Here is a 26,997-nt window from a genome sequence, read left to right on the forward strand (position 1 = left end):
TATGTGGTTGCTTGTTATTACAACACTACTATGGGCAGCCTCTTTTAGCCTGATCGGCGAGTATCTCGCGGGTCAGGTTGATAGCTGGCTCTCTGTCCTGATACGCGTTTCTTTGGCGGCTTTGGTCTTTTTACCTTTCTTACGTTGGAAGGGGATCCGCTTTAAGGTGATTTTGCTTTATATGCTTGTGGGAGCCTGCCAACTCGGCATTATGTATCTCTTCGTCTTCCACGCTTATAACTATTTGACTGTTGCAGAATTTTTACTTTTTACTGTATTAACACCGCTTTATGTCACGTTAATTTATGATTTATTAGAGCGTCAGAAATTACGTTGGGGTTATGCATTTAGCTCATTATTAGCGGTATTAGGTGCGGCAATCATTCGTTATGATCATTTAAGTGATGATTTTTGGTATGGATTGTTATTAGTTCAATTAGCGAATATTTTCTTTGCTATTGGTCAAGTGGGTTATAAACGATTAATGGAAGTGCATCCTATTCCACAACATCATGCATTTTCTTGGTTTTATCTTGGTGCTGTTGTGGTTTCATTAGTTGGAGCATTGTGTTTTGCCGATTGGCAGAAAATGCCAACAACATCACTACAATGGGGTGTTTTACTCTGGTTAGGAGTGGGGGCTTCTGGAATAGGGTATTTCATGTGGAACTATGGTGCCACACAAGTTGATGCTGGAACCTTAGCTATTATGAATAACATGATGGTTCCAGCAGGATTATTAGTGAATTTTTCTATTTGGCAGCAACATCCAAATTGGCCAAGTTTTATCATAGGCGCGAGCCTGATCGTTGCATCACTTTGGATCCATCGACGCTGGATACGCCGACCTGCTTTACAAAAGGAAGATTGTTAACCGCATGTTGGCCTGATAAGCGAATAAACTCTCTGATTGCCGGTTGATGTTGCTCTCCAAGACGGTTAGCAGCATATAATCGGCTCCATAATCCCTCGCCTAATGTTTTTGTAACTACTAATCCTTGTTTTTCAAAATTCTCAACAGCCCAATGAGGTAATGCAGCAATTCCCATACCGGCTGCAACCATTTGAATTAACAACAGCGTATTATCAACATGTTTAAAATTTGGAGTGATCCCCGCCGGTTGTAAAAAATGGCGCCATACATCAAAGCGCTCTCTTTGTACGGGATAAATAAATAAGGTTTCTGCAATTAAATCTTGTGGCTGAATATGTAAGCGATTAGCAAGAGGATGATCTGGAGATAAAACCAATTTTACTTCATAGTCAAACAGCGGTGTGTAGTGCAAACGAGGATCATCTGAAATATCTGATGTCAGCACAACATCTAATTCACGCTGTAATAATGCTGGTTGTGGATCAAACGTTACCCCGGAATGAAAATCGACAGTCACTTCAGGCCATGTTTGGCGATATTGCTGTAATGCAGGCGTTAACCATTGAATACAACTGTGGCATTCAATAGCAATGTTCAAATTCACACTCCCCGGTTCATTACATGTATCGAGCGCTCTACGAACGATAGGCAATACTTCTTCTGCTAATTTAACCAACACATCTCCTTGTGGGGTGAAACGCAGTGGTTGGCTTTTACGCACAAAAATTCGATAACCAAGACGATGCTCTAATTCACTGAATTGATGCGAAAGGGCCGATTGTGTTTGATGCAACTGATTTGCTGCATTGGCAAGAGAGCCGGTGTGCTTTAGTGCCAATATCGTTTTTAAGTGTTTTATTTCTATCATGAGAAACCTTCAGGTTGTTAATGAAAAATTTGCGCTTGTGATTTATACACTACCTGTAGATTATGGATGTGTAAACATCTAGACGGCTAAAAATAGGATTTTTTATTATGACCATTCGTAATCACACATTAGGTTTCCCTCGTATTGGCTTAAACAGAGAGCTAAAAAAGGCGCAAGAAAATTATTGGGCAGGTAAGATTTCACAGGAAGAATTGGTGGCTGTGGGTAAAGCGCTTCGTGCTCGTCATTGGCAACAACAAGCCGATGCGGGTGTTGAATTACTCCCTGTTGGTGATTTTGCTTGGTATGACCAAGTTTTAGGAACTAGCTTACTGTTAGGTAACGTACCTCCCCGTCATCGTAATGAAGATGGCACACTCGATCTTGATACTTTATTTAGAGTGGCTCGAGGTAGAGCACCGACAGGTAAACCTGTTGCGGCATCTGAAATGACGAAATGGTTTAATACTAACTATCACTATATCGTACCGGAATTCCAACAAGGTCAATCATTTACCTTTGCATGGAAAGAGTTATTAGATGAAGTGGATGAAGCATTAGCTCTTGGTCATAAAATAAAACCAGTGTTACTGGGGCCTGTGACTTATCTTTGGTTAGGCAAAGTGAAAGGGCCTGAATTTGATAAATTAACGCTTTTAAAAGAAATTCTCCCTATCTATCAACAAGTTCTTAATGCCTTAAAAGAGAAAGGTATTGAGTGGGTACAAATTGATGAGCCGGCTTTGGTACTGGATTTACCTGTTGAATGGCAAAATGCGTATCAAACAGCTTATCAGGCATTAACGGGACAAGTTAAATTACTGCTGACGACCTATTTTGATGGTATTTCTCACCATCTTGATATTATTAAAAACTTACCTGTTAATGGGCTTCATGTTGATATTTCAGCAGGGCGAGATGATTTGCAACACTTACATCAAGCATTACCTAATGATTGGGTGTTGTCATTGGGTGCCATTAATGGTCGAAATGTTTGGAAAGCAGATTTAAGTGAACGTTATCAGCAAGTGATTGCGCTAAAAGATAAACGTTCCTTGTGGATCGGAACATCCTGTTCATTACTACATAGTCCAATTGATTTGAATGCAGAGACGAAACTTGATGATGAAGTAAAAAGCTGGTTCGCTTTTGCTGTTCAGAAATGTGAAGAAGTCGCTCTGTTAGCTAAGGCATTGAATGCACCAGAAGGTGAGTATGATGAACAACTAGCACAGTACAGTGCACCAATTCGTCAACGTCAGCACTCGACTCGTGTACATAATGCAAAAGTTGCAGCTCGTTTACAGGCAATTGAAGCGCAAGATAGTGAAAGACATTCACCTTATACCCAACGTGCAGAAGTACAACGTGCACGGTTTAATTTGCCATTATGGCCAACCACTACGATTGGCTCATTCCCACAAACAACTGAAATTCGTACTGTCCGTTTAGATTTTAAGAAAGGGCGTATCGATACGGCTGCTTATCGTACAAATATTAGTGAACATATTAAGCAGGCAATATCTGAACAAGAAAACCTTGGCCTTGATGTATTAGTTCATGGTGAAGCAGAACGTAATGACATGGTGGAGTATTTCGGTGAGCATTTTGATGGTTATGTATTTACACAAAATGGCTGGGTACAAAGCTATGGTTCACGTTGTGTAAAACCACCTGTGATTATTGGTGACATTAGTCGCCCAGCCCCCATTACCGTGGATTGGGCAACTTACGCGCAGTCGTTAACGGAAAAGCCAGTCAAAGGCATGTTAACAGGCCCCGTGACAATTCTATGTTGGTCTTTCCCTCGTGAAGATGTGACGCGTGAAACGATTGCAAAACAGATCGCGTTAGCACTACGTGATGAAGTGGATGATTTGCAAAAAGCAGGTATTGGTATTATTCAAATTGATGAGCCAGCATTACGTGAAGGATTACCATTACGTCGTAATGAGTGGCAGGCTTATCTTGATTGGGCAGTGGATGCTTTTAAATTAAGTGCCGCGATTGCTGATGATGAAACACAAATCCACACACATATGTGTTATTGCGAATTTAATGACATCATGGGATCTATTGCGGCCTTGGATGCAGATGTTATTACTATTGAGACATCACGTTCAGATATGGAGCTGTTAGAAGCTTTCGAGCATTTTGATTATCCAAATGAAATTGGGCCAGGAGTTTACGATATTCACTCACCTAATGTGCCTAATGTGGAATGGATTGTTGGATTATTAAGAAAAGCGCAATCACGTATTCCTGCAGAGCGTTTATGGGTAAATCCAGACTGTGGATTAAAAACACGAGGCTGGACTGAAACACGCGCAGCATTAGCAAATATGGTTGAAGCTGCTAAATATTTACGTCAAAACGCATAATCATTAATTACTGATTAGCCTGTTAATTAGCCTGTTATCTATATTGTCTTATTTTGCTAAATGACTAATTAAGATAACAGGTTAATTCTATATAAAACGAAAAGGATAGGTATAAATTAAAACTTAGAGAAAATCTTATTATTGATATTTTTGAGAGTTGCTATACTGCGAAAACTCTCTATTTTTTATGGATATAATTATTGTGCAAACGAGCATTCAACTTTCGGATAAAGTATTAGATGCTTTTCCAACTCGACCTTTGAAATTAGTTCCACTAAGAGGAGATGGTGGACTATTTCGCTCCTTGTTTTTAGTGATCACCATGTTGGTACTGACGATATTTAGTGCTTACCAAATTCCGAATATTCTTTATGACTATAAAATTAGTGAGAATGCAGTTCCTGTTGATGCCACAGTTAAAGGTTCTTGTCGTTCTCAACTCTTTGTTCTTACTAACTGTAGTGTTGATTTAAATTATAAAGGCAATGAAGTTTCGCGTAATTTTACTTTTTTAGATTTAGGTCCTAAAGATGTGTTAGTTGAACCTGTCGCTGATGCAAATGATCTAAGTAAAATGACTGTTGATGTGGCGATAGATAATATTTGGCTTCGTTTAATTAGCACGATTATTTTTGTCGGATTATTTGGTTTTTGTGTGATATTTTTTATTTATCGTCAAATACTGACAAGTAAAGTGAGAAAAGCATTATTATCAGTGGGAACGCAACCTTTAAAATTAATCGCTGTTCCTGCAAAAATGGTTGTGAGTAATAAGCAATTTATTGCCACTTATCATCTTAATTTAGATGGTAAAGATATTCGTATTGCTTATTCAGGGAATAAGAAAACACCTCCTATTGTGATTGAGCAAAATGGAAATACCTACGTATTAGCCGTTTATTCACCACAACAGAATATTCCTTATGCTCTGGATGTACCTTTAGAGCGTATTCAGGCAACACCTGAAGAGAAGCAACGTTTTCATGAAGCGTTGATTGAAGAAGGTTTGCTGTAATTCGTTTCAATTATTAAGATAGTGATGCGTTTTCTCTTATTGGGATGTAAGGGAAAACGCATTAAGACGATCTGCTTATTTAGCCACCGAAAATTTTTGCTTTTAAAATATCCATCCCCGCACTGACTAAATCTAAGTCTTTAGGTACAACGCCATCTGGTGTGACTTTATCAATTAATTTAGGTAGATATTGTGCCGCCATTTCAGACGCTTCTGTCGCATTTAAATTAATTTTTGACGCAAGTTCGTTAATAACAGGTAATGAAAAAACGGCTACGATTTGTTCAGCACTGATAGGTAAATTTGTATTTGTGCTTATCCAAGATTGAATAAGCTCACTTAAACCCGCTGCATCAAATTGCTTTATTAAGCCTTCAATACCACCTTGAGATCCAATCCACTCAAGGACAGTTTTATATTGATTGATTTTTTCGCCACCTAATAGGTTCGCAATTTGGTTAAATAAGCTCATATTCACTCCAGTGACGATGTGTTTGTCACATTAGATGTTTTTTAAGGGCGGGTAGTGTACGCGTTATACTCGTTATACTTCAAGTTACTCGTCATACTTCAAGCTGTCGCGTTGTTGACTTCGTTCATTCGCACTAGTCACATACTACTGTATGCTCCTAGCGACTCATTCACTTGTCGCCTAGCGACATCTTGAATTATTTAGAGTATCTACTCGTCGACGTTTAATTAATCGCGTTGTTGACTTCGTTCATTCGCACTAGTCACATACTACTGTATGCTCCTAGCGACTCATTCACTTGTCGCCTAGCGACATCTTGAATTATTTAGAGTATCTACTCGTCGACTTTTAATTAATCGCGTTGTTGACTTCGTTCATTCGCACTAGTCACATACGACTGTATGCTCCTAGCGACTCATTCACTTGTCGCCTAGCGACATCTTGAATTATTTAGAGTACCTACTCGTCGACTTTTAATTAATCGCGTTTTTGACTTCGTTCATTAGCACTAGCCACATACGACTGTATGCTCCTAGCGACTCATTCACTTGTCGCCTAGCGACATCTTGAATTATTTAGAGTACCTACTCGTCGACTTTTAATTAATCGCCGTTGTTGACGGCGTTCATACGCACTAGTCACATACTGAATTATTTAGAGTATATATTTGGTATTTGGGTATTTATATTCGATAAGATGTTTATTGCATCTATACTGATTAATTAGGATGGATGCATGACTATCTTGAATGATTGAAGTGAGCAAATATTGGTAGTGTATTTGCTGAGAATGTATTTCGAACGTCACATTTCGTGATAATAATCACAATTTTATGAAATTATTACTTTGTTTGGAACCTTGTAGGTGATATTGGTCACTAAAAAGGTCTGTAAAGCTGATAAAGTAAGTCTTAATTTAATGATCATTGGTTTTGTCCCATTGAGGAGTCCGATATGTCTGATGTATTTCACTTAGGTTTAACCAAAAATGACCTACAGGGTGCCACTTTAGCAATTGTTCCAGGTGATCCTAAGCGTGTTGAAAAAATTGCAAAATTAATGGATAACCCAGTTCATCTGGCTTCTTTACGTGAATACACGTCGTGGCGTGGCGAAATTGATGGCAAAGCTGTTATTGTTTGCTCAACAGGTATCGGTGGTCCATCTACCTCTATCGCAGTTGAAGAATTAGCACAGCTAGGTATCCGCACTTTCTTACGTATTGGTACAACCGGTGCAATTCAAGAACATATCAATGTAGGTGATATTCTTGTGACTACGGCGGCGGTTCGTTTAGATGGTGCAAGCTTACATTTCGCACCAATGGAATTCCCAGCTGTTTCTGATTTTGAATGTATGAATGCACTGTACAAAGCGGCTAAAGACAATGGCTCAACTGTACATGTAGGTGTTACAGCATCTTCAGATACATTCTACCCAGGACAGGAACGTTACGACACCTATACAGGTCGCGTTGTTCGTCGTTTCAAAGGCTCTATGAAAGAGTGGCAAGAAATGGGCGTAATGAACTATGAAATGGAATCAGCAACATTACTGACAATGTGTGCAAGCCAAGGTTTACGCGCAGGTATGGTTGCAGGTGTTATCGTAAACCGTACTCAACAAGAAATTCCAGATGCGGAATTACTGAAGAAAACTGAAAATAATGCACTCGGTATTGTTATCGAAGCCGCTCGTATTTTAATGAAATAAGTTTTTTTTAATCAATTATGAAAGCCCTTAATACCTAGGTATTAAGGGCTTTTTTGTATGGTAATTCATCACGTTAATGTATTAACAGACAATGATTTCTGTTAAGGTCTTTAAGGTCTTAACAATACAACAATGAGAAGAGGCATTATGACTGATATCTTACAAACACATCCTTCGGTGTTGCCTTTAGTTGGCGGAATTAACTTTCGTGATCTAGGCGGTAAAAAGTTGAGTAATGGTGGTGTGATTAGACCCGGAATGCTCTTTCGCTCTGGCTCACTGGATAGATTAACCAATACAGACCAATCTCTGCTCATTGATAAAAATCTTTTTCAAATCATTGATTATCGTGATAGTGGGGAAATCGTTGATAAACCAGACCGAGTCTGGGAAGGAGCACAATATTATCATGCTCCTGCAAACCCATTATCCAAAGAAGTTTCTGCAAACCTTGAAAAGTTGACACCTGAAATACTTGAGCAATTTGATGCTAAAGCCTTTATGTTTCAGTTATATAAATTATTACCCATTAATAATCCTGCCTATAAACAATTAGCTACGTTATTAAAGCAACCTGAAAAAGGGGGCGTTGTGCAACACTGTGCGGTAGGCAAAGACAGAACAGGTGTTGGCTCTGCTTTAGTGTTATTTGCTCTTGGTGCATCTTTAGATGTGGTGATGGAAGATTATTTGCTTACTAATGAAACATTAGCGCCTTATCGCGCTTATCTTTTAGAAGAACATGCCAAAACAATGAGTGATAACATTGTTGATAAATTTGCCTATGTTTACTCAGTACAAGAAGAGTTTTTGCAAACGGCATTGGCCAGTATTAATCAGCATTATGGTAATGTTGATACTTGGCTAGAAAAAGATATCGGTTTAGATGCTTCTAGCCGAGATGCCCTACAAAATTATTTTCTCGAATAATAAAGTAATTTATATTCGGTTAATATTATTTAGGTTAACCGAATATAAGGCCCTCTATTTTGACAGTACAAGATATTATTCATACCATCACTCTCTTTGTAAAAGAGCACGAAATTTGGGCGATTCCAATCGTGTTTTTTCTTGCTTTTGGTGAATCACTCGCGTTTATCTCATTGCTTATTCCTGCCACGGTTATTTTATTGGGATTAGGCGCCTTAATCGGTGAGAGTGGTCTGTTTTTCTGGCCGATTTGGCTTGCTGCTGCATTAGGAGCTTTCTTTGGTGATTGGGTATCGTATTGGATAGGATTTCACTATAAAGAAGGAGTGAGAAATTTGTGGCCAATTTCACGCTCACCACAAACATTGGTTAGAGGTCATCAATTCTTTAATCGTTGGGGAATTTGGGGGGTGTTTATTGGGCGATTTTTTGGGCCTTTTCGTGCAATTGTTCCGTTAGTGGCGGGTATTTGTGCAATGCCACAACGTTATTTTCAAATGGCTAATTTTACATCAGCTATGATTTGGGCTTTTGGTATTTTGGCACCCGGTGCTTTTGGTTTGCAATGGCTTGCCAAATGGATGGGATAACTGCGTCCTTTATCGCAAATCAAGTCATGATATAAATTGTTGCTAGACAATATTACCTATGCGTTTTAACGTAGCCCGCTGGAAAGTAAAAAGGTCACTTTAGTGGATATTCAGTTGTTATATGGGATCATTGGTTTATTAGGTGGGGTACTTGTTGGTGGCGCGCTGGTATGGTGGTCTGTTCAACAACGTTTATCCGATAAAGAAACCATGCTACGTGAAAATTATACGCAGCTTGCTATCGCCCAAGAAAAAGCGGTGATTATCCCCTCTTTACAACAACATATAGAACAGCTTGAGCAAGAATTACGCACTCAGAGAGAAATTATTACTTCTCAAGAAGCTGAATTAAGAGAAGTGACAACTCGTTGGGAAGAAAGCCGAATATCCGCAGAGGAAAAACAGCGATTATTAATGAACAGCGAACAACGGCTTGCTACACAATTTGAGAACTTAGCTAATCGCATTTTCGAACAGAGTGGGCGTAAAGCTGAAGAGTTAAATCGTCAAGGATTAACACATTTACTTTCACCATTTCGTGAACAACTCGAAAGCTTTCGACGACAAGTTCAAGAGGGTTTTGGGCAAGAAGCTAGAGAGCGACATACTTTGGTTCATGAAATTCGTCAGCTCCAACAATTGAATGTAAAAATGGCACAAGAAGCGGTTAACTTAACTAATGCCCTAAAAGGGGATAATAAAGTTCAAGGTAACTGGGGCGAAACGGTATTAGCACGTATATTAGAGTCTTCGGGATTACGTGAAGGCCATGAGTTTGAAACACAGGTAAGTATTCGACATGAAAATGGTAGTCGCTATCAACCTGATGTAATAGTGCATCTACCTCATGGCAGAGATGTTATTATCGACGCTAAAATGTCGCTGGTGGCATATGAAAAGTATTTTAGTAGTGATAACGATAATGAACGTAAACAAGCGCTTTATGCGCATGTGAACTCAATTAAAGCGCATATTAAAGGATTGAGTGTAAAAGATTATCATAAACTACCGGGTGTAACGTCTTTAGACTATGTTTTAATGTTTATACCTATTGAGCCCGCTTATCTTGTTGCAATTGGTCATTCTCCAGACTTGCTAGAAGAAGCATTGAAAAACAATATTATGTTAGTTGGGCCATCTACTTTACTTGTTGCTTTACGTACAATAGCTGCATTGTGGCGTTATGAATATCAGAGCCAAAACGCACAAGAAATTGCAGACAGAGCGGCTAAAATGTATGACAAATTAAGACTTTTCGTTGATGATATGCAAGGGCTGGGAAACAGTATTCAAAAAGCGCAGTCTGGCTACTTATTAGCAATGAAAAAACTCTCTGAAGGTCGTGGAAATCTTATCAGTCAAGCGGAAGGCTTTAAATCCTTAGGGGTTGAGATAAAAAAAACGATTGATAATGATCTCATTGAAAAATCAGCATCTGATTGATTTGATAAAATAAAGAGATAAAGGCTTCTGAAAACGACCAGTACTGAACTTACTAAATTTTGATTAATTAGCGGGCAAATAATATGACTCAACAAACAAAGGAAACAACAGATTTTGGTTTCCAAACCGTTGACAAAGATGATAAACAAACCATGGTTGCAAGGGTTTTTCACTCTGTCGCGTCTAAGTATGATTTAATGAATGACTTGATGTCATTTGGTGTTCACCGGATTTGGAAACGTTATACCATTGAAGCTAGTGGTGTAAGACGTAACCAACGTGTTCTTGATCTTGCTGGTGGTACGGGTGATTTAACGGCTAAATTCTCTCGTCTTGTGGGCGAAAATGGGGAAGTTGTTTTAGCTGATATTAATGACTCAATGTTGAAAATGGGACGTGAAAAGCTACGCGATCACGGTATTGTGGGTAATGTTAACTATGTACAAGCGAATGCTGAAGAATTACCTTTCCCTGATAATCATTTTGATTGCATCACTATCTCCTTTGGCTTACGTAATGTGACCGATAAAGCAAAAGCTTTACGTTCAATGTTCCGTGTATTAAAGCCAGGTGGACGCCTGCTGGTGCTGGAATTTTCTAAACCTGTACTTGAACCTTTAAGCAAGATTTATGACGCTTACTCTTTTCATATCCTACCGAAAATTGGTCAAGTGATTGTGAATGATGCTGAAAGTTACCGTTATTTAACAGAATCAATTCGCATGCATCCTGACCAAGAGACGCTAAAAGGTATGATGGAAGAAGCGGGATTTGATCAAGTTACCTATACCAATATGACTGGAGGTATAGTTGCCTTACACAAAGGATTTAAATTCTGAGATGGAAAAAGCCACTTTTTCTCATGATATTGCCTCTCAAGTACTGTATCCGCTGTTAACAGCATCCATGGAGACAGCACTTAATCATGTTTTATATCAGGAAAATGTGCTTAAACCTGCCCGCAATCGCCTTGCGGGCAAAGTGTTAGCGCTTTCTATCAATGAGTTTCCTCGTTCTATCTACTTAGTCTTTAGCGAACAACAAGTTGATGTGTTAAGTCAGTGGGATGATGAAATTGATTGTTTGATAAAAACAAAATTATTAACTTTGATTAAGCTTCGTGACCGTCAAAAAATGTCAGAACTAATCAACCGTGGTGATATTACTATTGATGGTGATATGCAGGTTGTTCAAAATTGGTCTGCATTATTAGATATGGCGCAGTGGGATCCTGCGCAATATTTAGCACCTTATATTGGTGATATTGCGGCGCAAGGCCTGACTGTTGTTGCAGGAAAGGGCGTTCAGTTATTTTCTTCACTCTTAAGTCATCAAAAAGATTATTTGCGTGACGCGTTAATTGAAGAGTGGAAAACCGCACCTAGTGCATTAGAAACAGTCCATTTTTATGATGAAATAGAAGAAGTTGCACAGCAAACAGCCGAGCTGGAAAAACGGTTAGGTATATTGGAGAAAAAATAATGCTCCTTAGTGAGTTAAAGCGCCTCTATCATATTATTCAGGTATTTTTATCTTATGGGCTTGATGAGTTAATTCCTAAACATCGAATTACTTTACCTGCAAGATTAGGATGCCGAGCACTATTTTGGATCAAAAATAAGCATCCAGAAAAACCATTAGGTGAACGCTTACGACTCGCATTGCAAACATTAGGCCCTGTTTGGATTAAATTAGGTCAAATGTTATCAACTCGACGTGATCTTTTCCCTCCTCAAATTGCTGACCAACTTGCTTTATTGCAAGACAAAGTTGCTCCTTTTGATGGTAAGAAAGCACGACAATATATTGAAAAATCATTTGGTGGCCCTATTGACCAATGGTTTGATGATTTTGATGAAACCCCATTGGCTTCTGCTTCTATTGCGCAGGTTCACACGGCAAAATTAAAAGAAAACGGCAAAGAAGTCGTACTCAAGGTCATTCGTCCTGATATTCAACCAGTGATTAAAGCGGATATCCGTTTGATGTATCGCTTGGCAAATCTTTTACCGTTTTTGCCTGATGGTCGTCGTTTACGACCAAAAGAGGTGATCCGCGAATATGAAAAAACATTACTTGATGAGCTAAATTTGTTGCGTGAAGCTGCAAATGCTATTCAGCTACGTCGTAATTTTGAAAATAGCTCGATGTTGTATATTCCTGAAGTGTATTCAGATTATTGTCATGAAAACGTGATGGTAATGGAGCGTATTTATGGTATTCCCGTTTCTGATATTGAAGCGTTGAATGCACAAAAGACGAATATGAAACTTCTTGCGGAGCGTGGTGTAAAAGTCTTTTTTACTCAGGTGTTTAGAGACAGTTTCTTCCATGCTGATATGCATCCAGGTAATGTGTTTATTAGCTATGATCACCCTGAGAATCCATATTATATCGGTATTGATTGCGGTATCGTTGGCTCATTAAATAAAGAAGATAAACGTTATTTAGCTGAAAACTTCTTAGCTTTCTTTAACCGTGATTATCGAAAAGTTGCAGAATTACATGTTGATTCAGGCTGGGTACCAGCAGATACCAATGTAGAAGATTTTGAATTTGCAATCCGCACGGTGTGTGAGCCGATTTTTGAAAAACCACTTTCTGAGATCTCATTTGGACATGTGTTACTTAATCTTTTCAATACAGCACGTCGTTTCAATATGGAAGTACAACCGCAGTTAGTTTTACTTCAAAAAACATTGCTTTATGTTGAAGGGCTTGGGCGTCAGTTATATCCACAGTTGGATTTATGGAAAACGGCAAAACCGTTTTTAGAAGATTGGTTACATAGTCAAATTGGTATCACGGCATTAGTGAATGGTATAAAGAGTAAAGCACCTTACTGGATTGAAAAAATGCCAGAGATACCAGAGCTGGTTTATGATAGTCTGAAGCAACATAAAAATATGAAGTTAACGCTAGATAAATTGACGGAACAAATAAGTTCGCAAAGAGTCAAACATAGACAGTCTCTATTTTTATTGGGTATAGGTACAACACTGTTTTTATGCGGTAGCCTGTTTTTTGTTTCTGGTTTTAAAACATTATTCAGTGTTTTTATCAGTTTAGGCCTTCTTGCATGGATTTTGGGTTGGTTTAGATCTGGTAATCCACAATAAAAACACATCAAAGTTTGTCTTTGAGCAAGTTAAAAGATGAATTCGAGATTCCCGAAAATTGAATTCGTTGTATATAATGGGCACTGTTATTAAGTATAACCCCGAAAATAGTTGAGGAACATAAAATGGGCGGTATTAGCATTTGGCAATTACTTATCATCGCTGTCATCGTTGTTTTATTATTTGGTACAAATAAACTGCGCACATTGGGCTCAGATTTAGGTGCATCAGTAAAAGGCTTTAAAAAAGCGATTGGTGATGAAGCTGCAGATAAGAACACCAACAACGCTGAAAAAACAAATAACGACGCAGATTTTGATACTAAAAATTTAGCGCAGAAGACTTCAACAGAAGAGAAGTCTACAACTGAGAGCAAAAACAAAGAGCAGGTATAAACCGTGTTTGACATTGGTTTTAGTCAGCTGCTATTGGTCATGGTGATTGGTCTTGTTTTTCTGGGGCCAGAACGTTTGCCCGTAGCAGTAAAAACAATTGCTGGCTGGGTAAGGGCGCTACGCTCTTTGGCTGCGAATGTGCAAAATGAACTGACTCAAGAACTAAAACTTCAAGAACTCCAAGAGAGCTTGAAAAAAGTTGAAGAGAAAGCAAATTTACAAACGTTATCGCCAGAGCTGAAAGCGTCTATGGATGAGTTAAAAGAGGCTGCACAGTCTTTAAAACAAACTTATCAAGCACCTACAACGCCAGAACCCACTAAAGAGCAGTCTGTAAAAACCGACTCTACGGAACCTTCACCTTCTGATTTAGCCGCACTTGCTGAAGCTAATGAAGTTAATGATGATGCTAATCGCCATAAACCTGTGGCAGAAAGTGTTATAAAGACAGAAGTTCCTGTTACTCAGCCAGTAACAATAGAGAAAAAAACAACTGATCAGGTCAATGGTGAGCATTAAAACATGGCAGTAAATGATACCCAACCGCTGATCAGCCATTTAATAGAATTACGCAAGCGTTTGATGTATAGCTTGGTGTCAGTTCTTGTGGTTTTTTTAGCGCTGGTTTATTTTTCTAACGATATCTATCAATTAGTCTCGGCTCCATTACTTGATAAGTTGCCACAAGGGTCAAATATGAGTGCGACTGATGTTGCCTCTACATTTTTGACTCCGATTAAATTGACAATCATGGTATCCGTTTTTGCTTCTGTACCTGTTATTCTTTATCAGGTATGGGCTTTCATCGCACCAGCATTGTATAAACACGAACGTCGCTTAATGCTGCCATTACTTGTTTCAAGTACAGTATTATTCTATCTCGGTATGGCGTTTGCTTATTTTGTTGTGTTCCCTCTTGCGTTTGGTTTCTTTGTTAATACAACCCCAGAAGGGGTTAACTTTATTCCTGATATCAGTAAATACCTAAGTTTCGTGATGACGCTCTTTATGGCGTTTGGTGCTGCTTTTGAAGTACCCATTGCGATTATTTTATTGTGCTGGAGTGGTGTAACAACACCAGATGCGTTAAAGAAAAAACGTCCTTATATTCTTGTGGGTGCCTTTGTTGTTGGTATGGTATTGACACCTCCAGATGTTTTCTCTCAAACCTTATTGGCAATACCTATGTACTTACTGTTTGAAATCGGTGTCATGGTATCGCGTTTTTATGTAGGTAAGGGAAGAAGAGAAGACGAAGACGCAGATACAGAGGCAGAAGCAGAACAGCAAAAATAATTTTAGAAACCATTTTCTAAAATCATATGATATTAGCCCAGCAATTGCTGGGTTAACTTTTTCTAGAAAGTCTCTTTTTTAAATTCTTTATTTCCCACTGATTTTTTCACTTCGCTATTTAATATATTTAAAAGCAAAATTGAACGTGCTTCACCATCAGGTTCTTGATATATGGCTTTGATCCCTTGAAATATACCCTCTGTAATTAACACGCTATCGCCACTATGGGGTACATTTTCTTCACTATAAGAGAGAGCAGAAAGCTGAGGTATTTGCAGTGTATCAATCACATCTTGAGGCACTGTGACAGGATATTGCCCAAAACGGACAAACGAGTTTACTCCACGCGTTGAGTTAATGGTCGTGGTATGGATCACTTCAGGATCAAATTCTATAAAAAGGTAATTAGGAAAAAGCGGTTCGGTTACCGTAGTGCGCTTTCCTCTTACTATTTTTTCTATGGTTACCATCGGTGTAAAACAGCCCACTTGCTGACGTTCTAAGTGTTCGATAGCACGAGGAATTTGTCCTCGTTTACAATACAGCAAGTACCAATTTTTCATAGTAGAGACAATAAGTTAGTTGATTTTAATTTACGTAATAATAGCAAATTTATCGTTGAGGTAACAGCTATCTATTGAGGTTAAATAAAAATAGCTTAACGCGATTTTATACTGGAAAAAGAAGAGAAAAGCTGTGTTTATTCGCAATAAAAGAGTTTGTTTTTGTTACTTTCAATTGGATCTCAGATAGAGGTAACAAGTTGACAAAAAAGTGATGGTAAAAACAAGAAAAAGCTTTCAAGATAATTATCTTAGAATTTTATTCATAATTATAAAGAGGTTCTGTAATGGAAGTTTTTTTATTAAGTAACGGGAAAATTGCCGGGGATCCACGTTGGTTAAGTTATGCAAAAGATAATATCGATAGCATGATTAAAAAACGCGGTATTCGTTCTGCTGTATTAATTGCTTATGCCGTTATTCGTTCAGATCATGATCAACGTGCTCGTGATTTATCAGAAGTGTTAGGTATTGAAGTTACTTGTATTGAACATTTTGATTCAGAAGTTGATGCAATCAATAATGCAGAATGTATTTTAGTCAGTGGTGGTAATACTTGGTTATTAAACCAAATGTTGCATGAGAAAGGATTAGTTGTTCCTATCCAACGCGCAGTACGTGAGCGCAATATTCCATATATTGGTTGGAGTGCCGGTTGTAACGTTGCAACACCAACAATTCGTACCACGAATGATATGCCAGTACGCTCCTCTGTTATTATGCCTTCATTAGGTCTATTTCCTGTTCAAATTAACCCACATTATATTGATGCTTCTATTAGTGGCCATATGGGTGAAACGCGTGATGAACGTATTGCAGAGTTTTGTGCAATTAACCCTGAAGAGATTGTTGTGGCTATCCGTGAAGGTAGTTACTTACATATTCAAGGTGAAGAATTACATTATTACAGCGCTAAAAATGAAGGTTTTAAAATCTTCCAACATGGAAAAACATTCCCTGAACAGTTTGATACAAAATTACTTTCAGAGTGGGTTCCATTCCGCTGTTTATAAGTATAGTGAACGCTACTAAATAAAAAGCATTGCATTTTAGTGAGTTATGCGTTTAGCTTATAGCGTCTCAAAGAGGGCATTGTCCCTCTTTTCTTTCACTCACTGGCTCGTAAGATTATGATGAAATACCGCGATTTAAGAGATTTCCTTTCATTATTAGAAGAAAAAGGTGAATTAAAACGTATCACCTATGAAATAGATCCCTACCTTGAAATGACCGAAATAGCGGACAGAACTTTACGTGCCGGTGGGCCAGCACTGTTGTTTGAAAATCCTAAAGGGTATGATATGCCAGTGCTTTGTAACTTATTTGGTACACCTGAGCGTGTAGCAATGGGGATGGGCCAAGATGATGTTAAAGCCTTACACGAAGTTGGAAAGTTATTAGCTTTTCTAAAAGAGCCTGATCCTCCGAAAGGCTTTCGTGATCTCTTCGATAAGTTACCTAAATTTAAGCAAGTTTTAAATATGCCAACAAAACGCTTGAGTAAAGCGCCTTGTCAGGAGGTGGTTTTAACAGGTGATGATGTTGATTTAACAAAGATCCCTGTTATGCATTGTTGGCCTGAAGACGCAGCACCTTTGATTACTTGGGGATTAACGGTGACTCGTGGCCCATTAAAAGAGCGCCAAAATCTGGGTATTTATCGCCAGCAAGTGCTGGGTAAAAATAAAGTGATTATGCGCTGGTTATCACATCGTGGTGGTGCGTTAGATTTTCAAGAGTGGTGTCAAAAACATCCGGGAGAACGATTCCCTGTTTCCGTAGCATTAGGAGCTGATCCTGCTACTATTTTAGGTGCTGTAACACCTGTACCAGATACCTTATCTGAATATGCATTTGCTGGATTATTACGGGGTAATAAATCAGAGGTTGTAAAATGTCTTTCAAATGATCTTGAAGTGCCGGCAAGTGCTGAGATTATCCTTGAAGGTTACATTGAACCGGGAGAATTAGCCCCAGAAGGGCCATATGGAGATCACACAGGATATTATAATGAGATTGACTCTTTCCCTGTGTTTACCATTACGCATTTAACGCGCCGTAAAGATGCAATTTATCATTCAACCTATACAGGACGTCCACCTGATGAACCGGCAGTATTAGGTGTTGCGTTGAATGAAGTGCTTGTTCCGATATTACAAAAACAGTTTCCCGAAATTGTAGATTTTTATTTACCTCCTGAAGGATGTTCTTACCGTTTAGCCGTTGTGACAATGAAGAAACAGTATGCGGGTCATGCTAAACGCGTAATGATGGGAGTTTGGTCTTACTTGCGGCAATTTATGTACACAAAATTTGTGATTGTTTGCGATGATGATGTCAATGCAAGAGATTGGAAAGATGTGATTTGGGCAATTACAACCAGAATGGATCCTGCGAGAGATACCATTATGATGGAAAATACGCCTATTGATTATCTCGACTTCGCTTCACCGGTTTCAGGATTAGGATCAAAAATGGGGCTTGATGCGACGAATAAATGGCCAGGTGAGACAGATAGAGAATGGGGTAGACCTATTGTAATGTCTGATGAAGTTAAGCAACGAGTCGATACTATTTGGGAACAGCTCGATATTCTTAAATAATAACAGAGGAACAACATGGCAATACTGAATTGTAAAGTCTCACTTGTTGAGCCGATGACAGATACGGTTTATCGGGTAAGGCTATTACCTGATGGCGAATTTGATTTTCAGGCTGGGCAATATCTTCTAGCAGTTATGGATGAACGTGATAAACGCCCTTTTTCTATTGCATCTATACCTGAGAACAAAGACTTTATTGAACTTCATATTGGTGCGTCTGAACTCAATCTTTATGCGATGGCAGTGCTTGATGTGATATTAGAAAAACAGCAACTTACCATTGATATTCCTCATGGGAATGCATGGTTTAAAAAAGAGAGTCAACGTCCTCTACTATTAATTGCTGGCGGTACAGGATTTTCTTATACCCACTCAATTTTATTGGCTGCATTAGCTGAAAACCCACAACGATCTATTACGATTTATTGGGGGGGAAGAGAAAGCGTTCACCTCTATGACCTTAATGAATTACAAGAATTATCAGAATTGCATCCATCTTTAACGGTTGTACCTGTAGTCGAGCAACCTGATGAAACTTGGCGAGGCCGAAAAGGTACGGTATTAACAGCGATAAGCGAAGATTTTGGTGATTTATCAGAATATGATATTTACATCGCAGGGCGTTTTGAAATGGCTAAAATTGCCAGAGATCGTTTTTGTAATGAGCGTAATGCTGATAAAACACGCTTATTTAGCGATGCTTTTGAATTTATCTGATAAAACGATAGTATCCCATTATTTGTTATTATTTTCGTTTTTAAAACCATAAAAAAACCCGCCCCTGACGGCGGGAAAATGGTTTCTAACCATGCAATCGAAGTGAATACTGTCCCAACGATAAGAATGTGGATATACAGAATACGGTATTAAACACGTTCTATAATCGTTGCAATACCTTGTCCTAATCCAATACACATTGTGGCTAAGCCAAACTGCGCATCTTTACGCTCCATAATATTTAATAATGAAGTAGTTATTCGAGAGCCTGAGCAACCTAAAGGATGCCCTAAGGCAATTGCTCCGCCATTTAAATTAATTTTGTCATCGATACTATCGAGTAAATTCATTTTCTTCATGCAGGCTAATGACTGTGCTGCAAAAGCTTCATTTAGCTCAAAAATATCAATATCACCTAATGTTAATCCTGCTTTTTTCAATGCGATTTCTGTTGCAGGCACAGGACCATAACCCATAATTGCAGGATCACAGCCCGTCACTGCCATAGCACGGATCATGGCGCGAGGCTTTAAATTGTGCTCTTTGGCATAACGCTCACTGGTGATAAACATAGCGGATGCACCATCAGATACTGCGGATGAATTGCCTGCCGTTACAGAGCCTGTCGCGGGATCAAACACAGGTTTAAGCTGTGCTAACTCTTCAAGGCTAGGGTTATAGCGAATAACCTCATCATTTTTTACATTGATAAGATTACCCATTGCATCATGACCATTGATAGTCACTATCTCATTCTCAAAATAGCCTTGTTGTGTTGCAATTGCTGCTAACTGATGCGAACGATAAGCAAAATTATCTTGCTCTTCACGTGAAATTTGGAATGATTTTGCTAGCATTTCCGCGGTTAATCCCATTGAAAATGAGGCTTTAGCGACAGAAAGATTAAGTGATGGATTAAAATTTGTATTATAAGTCATCGGTACATGACCCATATGTTCAACACCACCGATTAATGCGACTTGACTATCACCCAGCATAATCTGGCGAGCTCCATCATGTAATGCTTGCATTGATGAACCACATAACCGGTTAACTGTAACTGCTGGAACCTTGTGTGGAAGTTCAGCCAAGAGCGCCGCATTACGAGCAATATTAAAGCCTTGTTCTAAAGTTTGTTGCACACAGCCCCAAATCACATCACCAATATCATTAGGATTAATATTCGGGTTACGTGTTAGTAGTGTTTGCATCAATTGTGCTGAGAGATTTTCCGCTCTAACATGGCGAAATGCGCCACCTTTTGAGCGTCCCATTGGAGTACGAATACCATCAATTATGACAACTTTTTCCATTTCATATCTCCTTACGCGAGTTCTCTGATGTTAACATCTACTTTTTCGGGCTTTGGATAATAAGTTTCGTTGCGTTGCGCTTTCTGTTTTAAGCTTTCAGGAATTTGATAAAGAGGCCCTAATGATGCGTATTGCTGTGCATCTGCAACAAATTGCGCTAATCCAATGGTATCAAGGTAACGGAATACACCACCTCTGAAAGGAGGAAAGCCTAAACCATAAACTAACGCAATATCGGCTTCTGCTGGTGAGGCAATAATACCTTCATCTAAACAACGGATAACTTCATTAATCATTGGGATCATCATGCGAGCGATAATTGCGTCTTGGCTAAACTCTTGTGTTTTGCCAGCATTTTGCTGAATAAGCGTTTGAATTTGACCATCAACAGATTTCTGTTTTTTACCCCGTTTATCAATAGAGTAATCATAGAAACCATGGTTATTTTTTTGACCATATCGTTGTTGCTCATATAAAAGAGCAATCGCATCTCGTTCAATTGTCCCCATTCTGTCAGGGAAACCCTCAGCCATTACGGCTTGAGCGTGATTTGCCGTATCAATACCCACAACATCGAGTAGGTAAGCGGGTCCCATAGGCCAGCCAAATACTTTTTCCATTGCTTTATCAACGGCAATAAAATCAGCACCATCTCTTAGTAATAGAGAGAATCCTGCAAAATAAGGAAAGAGGACTCGGTTTACAAAGAAGCCGGGACAGTCATTAACGATAATCGGTGTTTTTCCCATTTTACTGGCGTAACTGACTATACGATTAATAGTTTCCTCACTGGTTTTTTCGCCTTTAATGATTTCAACCAGTGGCATTCGATGAACTGGGTTAAAGAAGTGCATTCCACAGAAATTCTCAGGACGCTTTAAAGATTTCGCAAGTAATGAAATAGGGATGGTTGATGTGTTGGATGCAAGGATCGCGTTATCTGCTAATAGTGCTTCTGTTTCTGCAAGTACAGTTGCTTTTATTTTTGGGTTTTCAACGACAGCTTCGACAACAACATTTGCATCACTGACAGATGCGTAATTCAATGTAGGTTGAATAGAAGCGAGAGTTTTCGCCATATCTACGGCATTCATTCGACCTTTTTCCTGACGTTTTTGTAGCAGGCTTAACGCTTCATTCATACCCAGTTCAAGGGATTTTTGGTTAATATCCTTCATTACAACAGGAATACCTTTTAAGGCAGATTGGTAGGCGATCCCACCTCCCATGATCCCAGCACCTAATACAGCAGCCTGTTTAGGTAGTTCGGCATGACGTTTTTTCGTGATGCTTTTGACGTACTGATCATTAAGAAAAATACCGACTAAGGCTTTTGCAACATCAGTACGTGTGAGCTTAACAAAGTTTTCGGTTTCGAGAGCCAGTGCTTCATCTCTATTTAGGAAGGCTGCTTTTTCAATCGTTTTTACTGCGGTGATAGGTGCTGGATAGTGAGGGCCTGCTACTTTCATCACCATACCTTTAGCCACACTGAAAGACATTTTATGCTCAAGCTCGGTCAGTCTTAATGGCGCTGTTTTTGGATGACGTGCCGCTTTCCAATCAATTTTACCTGCAATTGCTTGTTCGATTAATGAAATAGCACTCTCTTTTAAATTTTCTAGCGGAATAATTGCTTGAATTAATCCATTTTGAAGTGCCGTTTGAGCATCAATATCTTTACCAGCAGTAATAATTTCTAATGCGTTATCGACACCTATTAAACGAGGTAGACGTACTGAGCCGCCAAAGCCAGGCATGATCCCAAGTTTTGTTTCTGGTAAACCGATACGTAAATCAGGAGAAGCAATACGAAAATCAGTGGCAAGTACGCACTCACAACCACCGCCAAGCGCATAGCCATTGATAGCGGAAACAGTAGGAACAGGTAAGTCTTCAAGTCGACTAAAAATCTGATTAGAGAAATGTAGCCACTGAGTTAATTCTTCTTCAGGGGCATCAAAAAGGGATAAAAACTCGGTAATATCAGCACCGACAATAAAAGCCGGTTTTTCAGAACGTAAGATAACGCCTTTCAAGCCTGGTGTTGCCTCTAATACGGTTAAAGCTTCACTTAGCATTGCAACGGTTTTGGTATCTAATTTATTAATAGAACCTTTAGCATTAAAAATAAGTTCAACAATACCTTGTTTCACCCAATCGGCTTGAATATTTTCGCTTTGATAGAGCATTTGTATTCTCCCTTAATGTATAGACTGGTATGACCAGATAATGAGAGTGTGAATACTATGTTAAATAAATGCAAATATTTGATTAAAAAACTGCAAGGGTGATCACAGTGAAATTATTCAACTTATTGAATTCTATGTTGTTGCTCAGATTGATAAAAAGAGGAGCGATAAATCGGTAATAATCTATTTTTGTTATGGGGTTAGCCACTAAAAGAGTTGGCGTGTTAAGCTGAATCATTAACAATGAATAAGATAAGGTAATTAATAATGGAAAAATTGCTCTCTCTGTACCAAGAACATATCAAAACTCTACAAAATCGTACTCGTGATGCTTTATCCAGACACCATCTTGATTCTGTATTAATTCATTCTGGTGAACCTATTCGTATTTTCCTTGATGACAGTGATTACCCTTTTAAAGTGAATGCTCATTTTAAAGCGTGGGTACCTGTAACAGATGTACCACATTGTTGGTTATTAGCGGATGGTGTGAATAAACCTAAATTATGGTTCTATTCCCCGGTTGACTATTGGCACAGTGTTGAAGCTTTACCAAGTAGTTATTGGACTCATGAAATTGAGTTAATTCATCTCAAAAATGTTGATGATATTCAAAAAGAGCTAGCACCTTATATTAATAAAAACACTGCTTATATTGGTCCAAATACACAGCGAGCAGAATCATTAGGTGTGAGTATTGAGAATATTAACAATCAATCTCTTCTTAATTATTATCATTACTATCGTGCATATAAAACAGGTTATGAATTAGCTTGTATGCGTGAAGCACAAAAAATGGCCGTCAACGGACATATTGCCGCTCGTGAAGCTTTTCAAGCTGGATTAAGTGAGTTTGATATTAATATGGCGTATTTAATGGCTACGGGCCATCGTGATACGGATGTTCCGTATGGCAATATTGTCGCTTTAAATGAACATGCTGCTGTTTTGCATTACACAAAATTAGATCATGAATCACCGGATGAATATCGTAGTTTCCTTATTGATGCCGGTGCAGAGTATAATGGTTACGCAGCAGATATCACCCGAACTTATAGCGCAAAAGAAAATCATGAATTTACTTCGTTAGTTAAAGATATGAATGATGCGCAACAAGCACTGATTGCAACAATGAAAGCGGGTGTGCGTTATACTGAATACCATGTTCAAATGCATCAACGCATTGCTGGGCTACTTAATAAGTACGGTATTGTTAAAGGTGTGAGTGAAGAAGAGATGGTGAGTGCTGGATTAACTACACCATTTTTACCACACGGCTTAGGACATGCTTTAGGTCTACAAGTTCATGATGCGGCTGGATTTATGCAAGATGATAAGGGTACTCATTTAGCGGCTCCTGCTATGTATCCATTCTTACGTTGCACACGCATTATTGAACCGGGCATGGTATTAACAATTGAACCTGGGTTTTACTTTATCGACTCTCTGTTAGCGCCTTGGAAAGAAGGCAAATACGGTACTCATTTCAATTGGAAGCTTATTGAGCATTTCAAACCATTTGGTGGTATTCGTATTGAAGATAATATTATTATCCACGATAACAAAATTGAAAATATGACCAGAGATTTACACTTAGCCTGATGAAAGCGTATTTGATCCCCGCTGAAACTGTAGAATTCAGTGAAGAAATAAAGAAGAGTCGTTTTATTACATTTATAGCTCACACTGAAGGTATTGATGCAGCAAAAACTTATATCCAGTCTATCAAAGAGCAATTTCCTGATGCCCGACACCACTGTTGGGCTTTTGTTGCAGGAAGACCCGATGATTCACAACAGTTAGGTTTTTCTGATGATGGTGAGCCAACAGGTACGGCGGGAAAACCTATTCTTGCACCTCTTTTAGGGAGTGGGATGGGAGAAGTTACCGCCGTGGTTGTTCGGTATTTCGGTGGGATCAAATTAGGGACCGGTGGGTTAGTTAGAGCTTATGGTAGTGGCGTTCAACAAGCATTAAAGCTTTTGCCAACAAAAACGAAAGTGCCACAGTTGCGTTTTAGTGTAGCGTGTGAATATTCACTTGTTTCATTACTTGAACAAGTCGTTGAACAATATCATGGGCAAGTACTTTCAAGTGAATATACTGATAAAGTTACTTTTATACTTTCATTGCCTGCAGTACATAGTGGTGAAGTTGAAGTTAAACTACGTGATATAAGTCGTGGCAGTATGCAATTAATCCCGTTAGATAAAAATGAATAATCTTTGCTATCAAGGAAATCGCTAAATGCATTTTCGTTCAATAACCCGTATTGTCGGACTGCTTGTTATCTTATTTTCTGTCACGATGATCATTCCTGGTATTGTCGCACTAATATATCGAGATGGTGCAGGGCGTGCATTTAGCCAAACATTTATTGTAGCGTTGATCATTGGGTTAATGCTGTGGATCCCAAATCGACATAAAAAAAGTGAGCTTAAACCTAAAGAAGGTTTTCTGATTGTTGTCTTATTTTGGACAGTATTGGGTAGTGTTGGGGCATTGCCGTTTATCTTTTCTGAACAACCTAATCTCTCTATTACTGATGCCTTTTTTGAATCCTTCTCAGGACTAACGACAACAGGTGCCACAACACTTGTAGGGCTAGATTCGTTACCTAAAGCTATTTTGTTTTATCGCCAAATGCTCCAATGGTTAGGAGGGATGGGGATCATCGTGTTAGCTGTCGCTATTCTTCCACTTTTAGGTGTTGGGGGAATGCAGTTATATCGTGCAGAAATGCCGGGTCCATTGAAAGATAACAAAATGCGACCTCGAATAGCAGAAACAGCGAAAGCACTTTGGCTTATCTATGTTTTATTAACGATCATTTGTGCTTTAGCATTATGGATTGCGGGCATGGATGTGTTTGATGCTATTTCTCATAGCTTTTCAACAATTGCGATTGGCGGCTTTTCTACTCACGATGCTAGTATTGGTTATTTTAATAGCCCAACTATTAACATCATTATTGGTGTATTTCTTCTGATCTCGGGTTGTAACTTTGGTTTGCACTTCGCCGTATTAACGGGCAGAAGCTTAAATATCTATTGGCGTGATCCTGAATTTCGTATGTTTATCTCAATTCAATTGGGATTAGTTATTATCTGTAGCGGTATTCTATGGTTTTATTCTGTATATGACACAGGATGGGTAACCATCAATCAGGCTTTTTTCCAAGTTGTCTCTATGGCGACAACAGCAGGCTTTGCCACGGATAGCTTTGCACAATGGCCTGCATTTTTACCTCTTCTATTATTATGCTCGGCATTTATTGGTGGTTGTGCAGGATCAACGGGTGGGGGATTGAAAGTTATTCGTATCTTGCTGTTATTCCTACAAGGGAATCGTGAATTAAAACGTCTTGTTCACCCTAACGCTGTTTATACCATCAAACTTGGTCACCGAGCATTACCCGAACGTATTATTGAAGCTGTGTGGGGATTTTTCTCTGCTTATGCATTGGTATTTATTATTAGCTTAATGTTGTTGATAGCGACAGGCGTCGATGAATTTTCTGCATTTTCTGCTATTGCTACCACATTAAATAATCTTGGGCCTGGACTAGGTATTGTTGCTGACAACTTCACAACAATGAATCCAGCGGCAAAATGGATATTGGTCGTGACAATGTTATTTGGACGACTAGAAGTTTTCACACTATTGGTTTTATTTACCCCAACGTTTTGGCGTGATTAACCTAATACAAGGAGTAATGTATGAGCGCGCTATTATTGTACTGTAGTACTGATGGTCAAACTAAAAAAATAATGACACAAATCGCGAATGAATTAAGACAACACGGTCATGAATGCGATGTGAGAGATTTAACCTCTGTGCAGCAGAGTTTAAATTTATCTGCTTATAATAAAGTCTTAGTAGGTGCTTCGATTCGCTATGGTTACTTTAATAAAGCGCTCGATAAATTTATCACTCGTCATCTTGTACAATTGAATAGTATGCCGTCCGCATTCTTTGGCGTTAATCTTACGGCAAGAAAAGCAGAAAAGAATACACCTGAGACGAATGCTTATATGCGTAAGTTTTTAGATAAGACTCCATGGAAGCCAACGTTAACGGGAGTCTTTGCTGGCGCACTTTTTTATCCTCGTTATAAATGGATTGATAGAGTCATGATCCAGTTAATTATGAAGATGACTAAAGGTGAAACGGATCCTACAAAAGAAATTGAATATACAGATTGGAATAAAGTAAGCGAATTTGCGACGCACTTTGCTAAAATTGAGTGATATTTAATCTTTTTTGTGGGGTTTTTATACGTCTTGTTGGAGTTTTGAACGAACAGTAAATTATTTTAAAAAAACACTTGCGCTAATCCGAGAACCCCCTATAATGCGCACCCACTGACCGGCGATGAGCAAACAACAAGCCACGCAGGACGGTGAAGAGAAAAGAAAAAAGTTTGAAAAAATTCTTGACTCTTCAGAGGAATAACGTAATATACGCCTCCTCGCAACAACGCAGAAGACCGGAAACGGCAGCGAATGTTGCAC

The 26,997-nt window shown here is 38.8% G+C and carries 25 protein-coding genes; 20 read left to right on the plus strand and 5 right to left on the minus strand.

What is annotated here, in order from left to right:
* Position 1: 1 nt before the first annotated feature.
* Positions 2 to 874: a carboxylate/amino acid/amine transporter gene (locus tag DK858_RS07000; RefSeq protein ID WP_109396779.1), complete on the plus strand. Its 873-nt coding sequence runs from the start codon at positions 2 to 4 to the stop codon at positions 872 to 874.
* Here DK858_RS07000 and metR read toward each other — a convergent pair.
* Positions 789 to 1,742 (minus strand): HTH-type transcriptional regulator MetR, encoded by a 954-nt coding sequence (gene metR / locus DK858_RS07005; RefSeq protein ID WP_109396780.1) that lies wholly within the window; start codon positions 1,740 to 1,742, stop codon positions 789 to 791. The genes DK858_RS07000 and metR overlap by 86 nt on opposite strands.
* 107 nt (positions 1,743 to 1,849) lie before the next feature.
* Here metR and metE point away from each other — a divergent pair, with 107 nt between their 5' ends.
* Both metE and DK858_RS07015 read left to right on the plus strand, forming a co-directional pair.
* On the plus strand, positions 1,850 to 4,123 hold the full coding sequence (gene metE / locus DK858_RS07010; RefSeq protein WP_109396781.1) for a 5-methyltetrahydropteroyltriglutamate--homocysteine S-methyltransferase: 2,274 nt from the start codon (positions 1,850 to 1,852) through the stop codon (positions 4,121 to 4,123).
* Positions 4,124 to 4,310: 187 nt separating this feature from the next.
* Entirely contained in the window at positions 4,311 to 5,138 is an 828-nt protein-coding gene (locus DK858_RS07015; protein ID WP_109396782.1) for a hypothetical protein, read from the plus strand.
* Between the two features lie 79 nt (positions 5,139 to 5,217).
* Here DK858_RS07015 and DK858_RS07020 read toward each other — a convergent pair whose 3' ends face one another.
* Positions 5,218 to 5,610, minus strand: coding sequence for a YidB family protein (locus DK858_RS07020; protein ID WP_109396783.1), 393 nt, complete (start codon positions 5,608 to 5,610; stop codon positions 5,218 to 5,220).
* Positions 5,611 to 6,563: 953 nt separating this feature from the next.
* Between DK858_RS07020 and udp the strand changes: the two genes are divergently transcribed.
* The 10 genes from udp (at position 6,564) to tatC (ending at position 15,095) form a co-directional block, all read left to right on the plus strand.
* The gene (gene udp / locus DK858_RS07025; RefSeq protein WP_023583501.1) at positions 6,564 to 7,322 is read left to right on the plus strand and encodes a uridine phosphorylase; all 759 of its coding nucleotides are present in this window, start codon (positions 6,564 to 6,566) and stop codon (positions 7,320 to 7,322) included.
* Between the two features lie 147 nt (positions 7,323 to 7,469).
* Entirely contained in the window at positions 7,470 to 8,252 is a 783-nt protein-coding gene (locus DK858_RS07030) for a tyrosine-protein phosphatase (protein ID WP_109396784.1), read from the plus strand.
* Between the two features lie 59 nt (positions 8,253 to 8,311).
* The gene (locus DK858_RS07035; RefSeq protein WP_109396785.1) at positions 8,312 to 8,842 is read left to right on the plus strand and encodes a DedA family protein; all 531 of its coding nucleotides are present in this window, start codon (positions 8,312 to 8,314) and stop codon (positions 8,840 to 8,842) included.
* A gap of 102 nt (positions 8,843 to 8,944) precedes the next feature.
* Positions 8,945 to 10,285: a DNA recombination protein RmuC gene (gene rmuC, locus DK858_RS07040; RefSeq protein WP_109396786.1), complete on the plus strand. Its 1,341-nt coding sequence runs from the start codon at positions 8,945 to 8,947 to the stop codon at positions 10,283 to 10,285.
* A gap of 83 nt (positions 10,286 to 10,368) precedes the next feature.
* Complete coding sequence (gene ubiE / locus DK858_RS07045; protein WP_006535554.1) at positions 10,369 to 11,124, plus strand: bifunctional demethylmenaquinone methyltransferase/2-methoxy-6-polyprenyl-1,4-benzoquinol methylase UbiE; 756 nt, start codon at positions 10,369 to 10,371, stop codon at positions 11,122 to 11,124.
* 1 nt (position 11,125) lies between these two features.
* Positions 11,126 to 11,767 carry a ubiquinone biosynthesis accessory factor UbiJ gene (locus tag DK858_RS07050; RefSeq protein ID WP_109396787.1) on the plus strand — a complete coding sequence of 214 codons (642 nt, stop codon included), beginning with the start codon at positions 11,126 to 11,128 and terminating at the stop codon, positions 11,765 to 11,767.
* Positions 11,767 to 13,404, plus strand: a complete 1,638-nt coding sequence (gene ubiB, locus DK858_RS07055) for a ubiquinone biosynthesis regulatory protein kinase UbiB (RefSeq protein WP_109396788.1) — start codon at positions 11,767 to 11,769, stop codon at positions 13,402 to 13,404. Before DK858_RS07050 ends, ubiB begins: the two co-directional genes overlap by 1 nt.
* A 125-nt stretch (positions 13,405 to 13,529) precedes the next feature.
* On the plus strand, positions 13,530 to 13,799 hold the full coding sequence (gene tatA / locus DK858_RS07060; protein ID WP_109396789.1) for a twin-arginine translocase TatA/TatE family subunit: 270 nt from the start codon (positions 13,530 to 13,532) through the stop codon (positions 13,797 to 13,799).
* Between the two features lie 3 nt (positions 13,800 to 13,802).
* Positions 13,803 to 14,318 carry a Sec-independent protein translocase protein TatB gene (gene tatB / locus DK858_RS07065; RefSeq protein ID WP_109396790.1) on the plus strand — a complete coding sequence of 172 codons (516 nt, stop codon included), beginning with the start codon at positions 13,803 to 13,805 and terminating at the stop codon, positions 14,316 to 14,318.
* A 3-nt stretch (positions 14,319 to 14,321) separates the two neighbouring features.
* On the plus strand, positions 14,322 to 15,095 hold the full coding sequence (gene tatC, locus DK858_RS07070; RefSeq protein ID WP_109396791.1) for a Sec-independent protein translocase subunit TatC: 774 nt from the start codon (positions 14,322 to 14,324) through the stop codon (positions 15,093 to 15,095).
* Between the two features lie 62 nt (positions 15,096 to 15,157).
* Here the strand turns inward: tatC and rfaH are convergent, their stop codons facing one another.
* The gene (rfaH, locus tag DK858_RS07075; protein ID WP_109396792.1) at positions 15,158 to 15,658 is read right to left on the minus strand and encodes a transcription/translation regulatory transformer protein RfaH; all 501 of its coding nucleotides are present in this window, start codon (positions 15,656 to 15,658) and stop codon (positions 15,158 to 15,160) included.
* 287 nt (positions 15,659 to 15,945) lie between these two features.
* On the opposite strand from rfaH, the gene pepE reads away from it, so the two are divergent.
* The 3 genes from pepE to fre all read left to right on the plus strand — a co-directional run bounded on the left by pepE (position 15,946) and on the right by fre (position 18,978).
* Complete coding sequence (pepE, locus tag DK858_RS07080; protein ID WP_006535545.1) at positions 15,946 to 16,671, plus strand: dipeptidase PepE; 726 nt, start codon at positions 15,946 to 15,948, stop codon at positions 16,669 to 16,671.
* 120 nt (positions 16,672 to 16,791) lie between these two features.
* Complete coding sequence (gene ubiD, locus DK858_RS07085) at positions 16,792 to 18,261, plus strand: 4-hydroxy-3-polyprenylbenzoate decarboxylase (RefSeq protein ID WP_036914642.1); 1,470 nt, start codon at positions 16,792 to 16,794, stop codon at positions 18,259 to 18,261.
* 15 nt (positions 18,262 to 18,276) lie between these two features.
* Positions 18,277 to 18,978: an NAD(P)H-flavin reductase gene (gene fre / locus DK858_RS07090; protein ID WP_109396793.1), complete on the plus strand. Its 702-nt coding sequence runs from the start codon at positions 18,277 to 18,279 to the stop codon at positions 18,976 to 18,978.
* A gap of 149 nt (positions 18,979 to 19,127) precedes the next feature.
* Here the strand turns inward: fre and fadA are convergent, their stop codons facing one another.
* A complete protein-coding gene (gene fadA, locus DK858_RS07095; RefSeq protein ID WP_109396794.1) occupies positions 19,128 to 20,291 on the minus strand; it encodes an acetyl-CoA C-acyltransferase FadA in 1,164 nt (387 codons plus the stop codon).
* An 11-nt stretch (positions 20,292 to 20,302) separates the two neighbouring features.
* Positions 20,303 to 22,483, minus strand: a complete 2,181-nt coding sequence (gene fadB, locus DK858_RS07100; RefSeq protein WP_109396795.1) for a fatty acid oxidation complex subunit alpha FadB — start codon at positions 22,481 to 22,483, stop codon at positions 20,303 to 20,305.
* A 267-nt stretch (positions 22,484 to 22,750) separates the two neighbouring features.
* Between fadB and pepQ the strand changes: the two genes are divergently transcribed.
* The 4 genes from pepQ to hemG are packed head-to-tail and all read left to right on the plus strand — an operon-like array spanning position 22,751 to position 26,733.
* Positions 22,751 to 24,085 carry a Xaa-Pro dipeptidase gene (gene pepQ / locus DK858_RS07105; RefSeq protein ID WP_109396796.1) on the plus strand — a complete coding sequence of 445 codons (1,335 nt, stop codon included), beginning with the start codon at positions 22,751 to 22,753 and terminating at the stop codon, positions 24,083 to 24,085.
* A complete protein-coding gene (locus DK858_RS07110) occupies positions 24,085 to 24,705 on the plus strand; it encodes an IMPACT family protein (protein WP_109396797.1) in 621 nt (206 codons plus the stop codon). Before pepQ ends, DK858_RS07110 begins: the two co-directional genes overlap by 1 nt.
* Before the next feature lie 25 nt (positions 24,706 to 24,730).
* Entirely contained in the window at positions 24,731 to 26,182 is a 1,452-nt protein-coding gene (trkH, locus tag DK858_RS07115; RefSeq protein ID WP_109396798.1) for a Trk system potassium transporter TrkH, read from the plus strand.
* A gap of 20 nt (positions 26,183 to 26,202) precedes the next feature.
* A complete protein-coding gene (gene hemG, locus DK858_RS07120; protein ID WP_072064490.1) occupies positions 26,203 to 26,733 on the plus strand; it encodes a menaquinone-dependent protoporphyrinogen IX dehydrogenase in 531 nt (176 codons plus the stop codon).
* Positions 26,734 to 26,997: the final 264 nt, after the last annotated feature.

This window comes from Proteus faecis (genome assembly GCF_003144395.1).
In the GTDB taxonomy this organism is placed as follows: domain Bacteria; phylum Pseudomonadota; class Gammaproteobacteria; order Enterobacterales; family Enterobacteriaceae; genus Proteus; species Proteus faecis.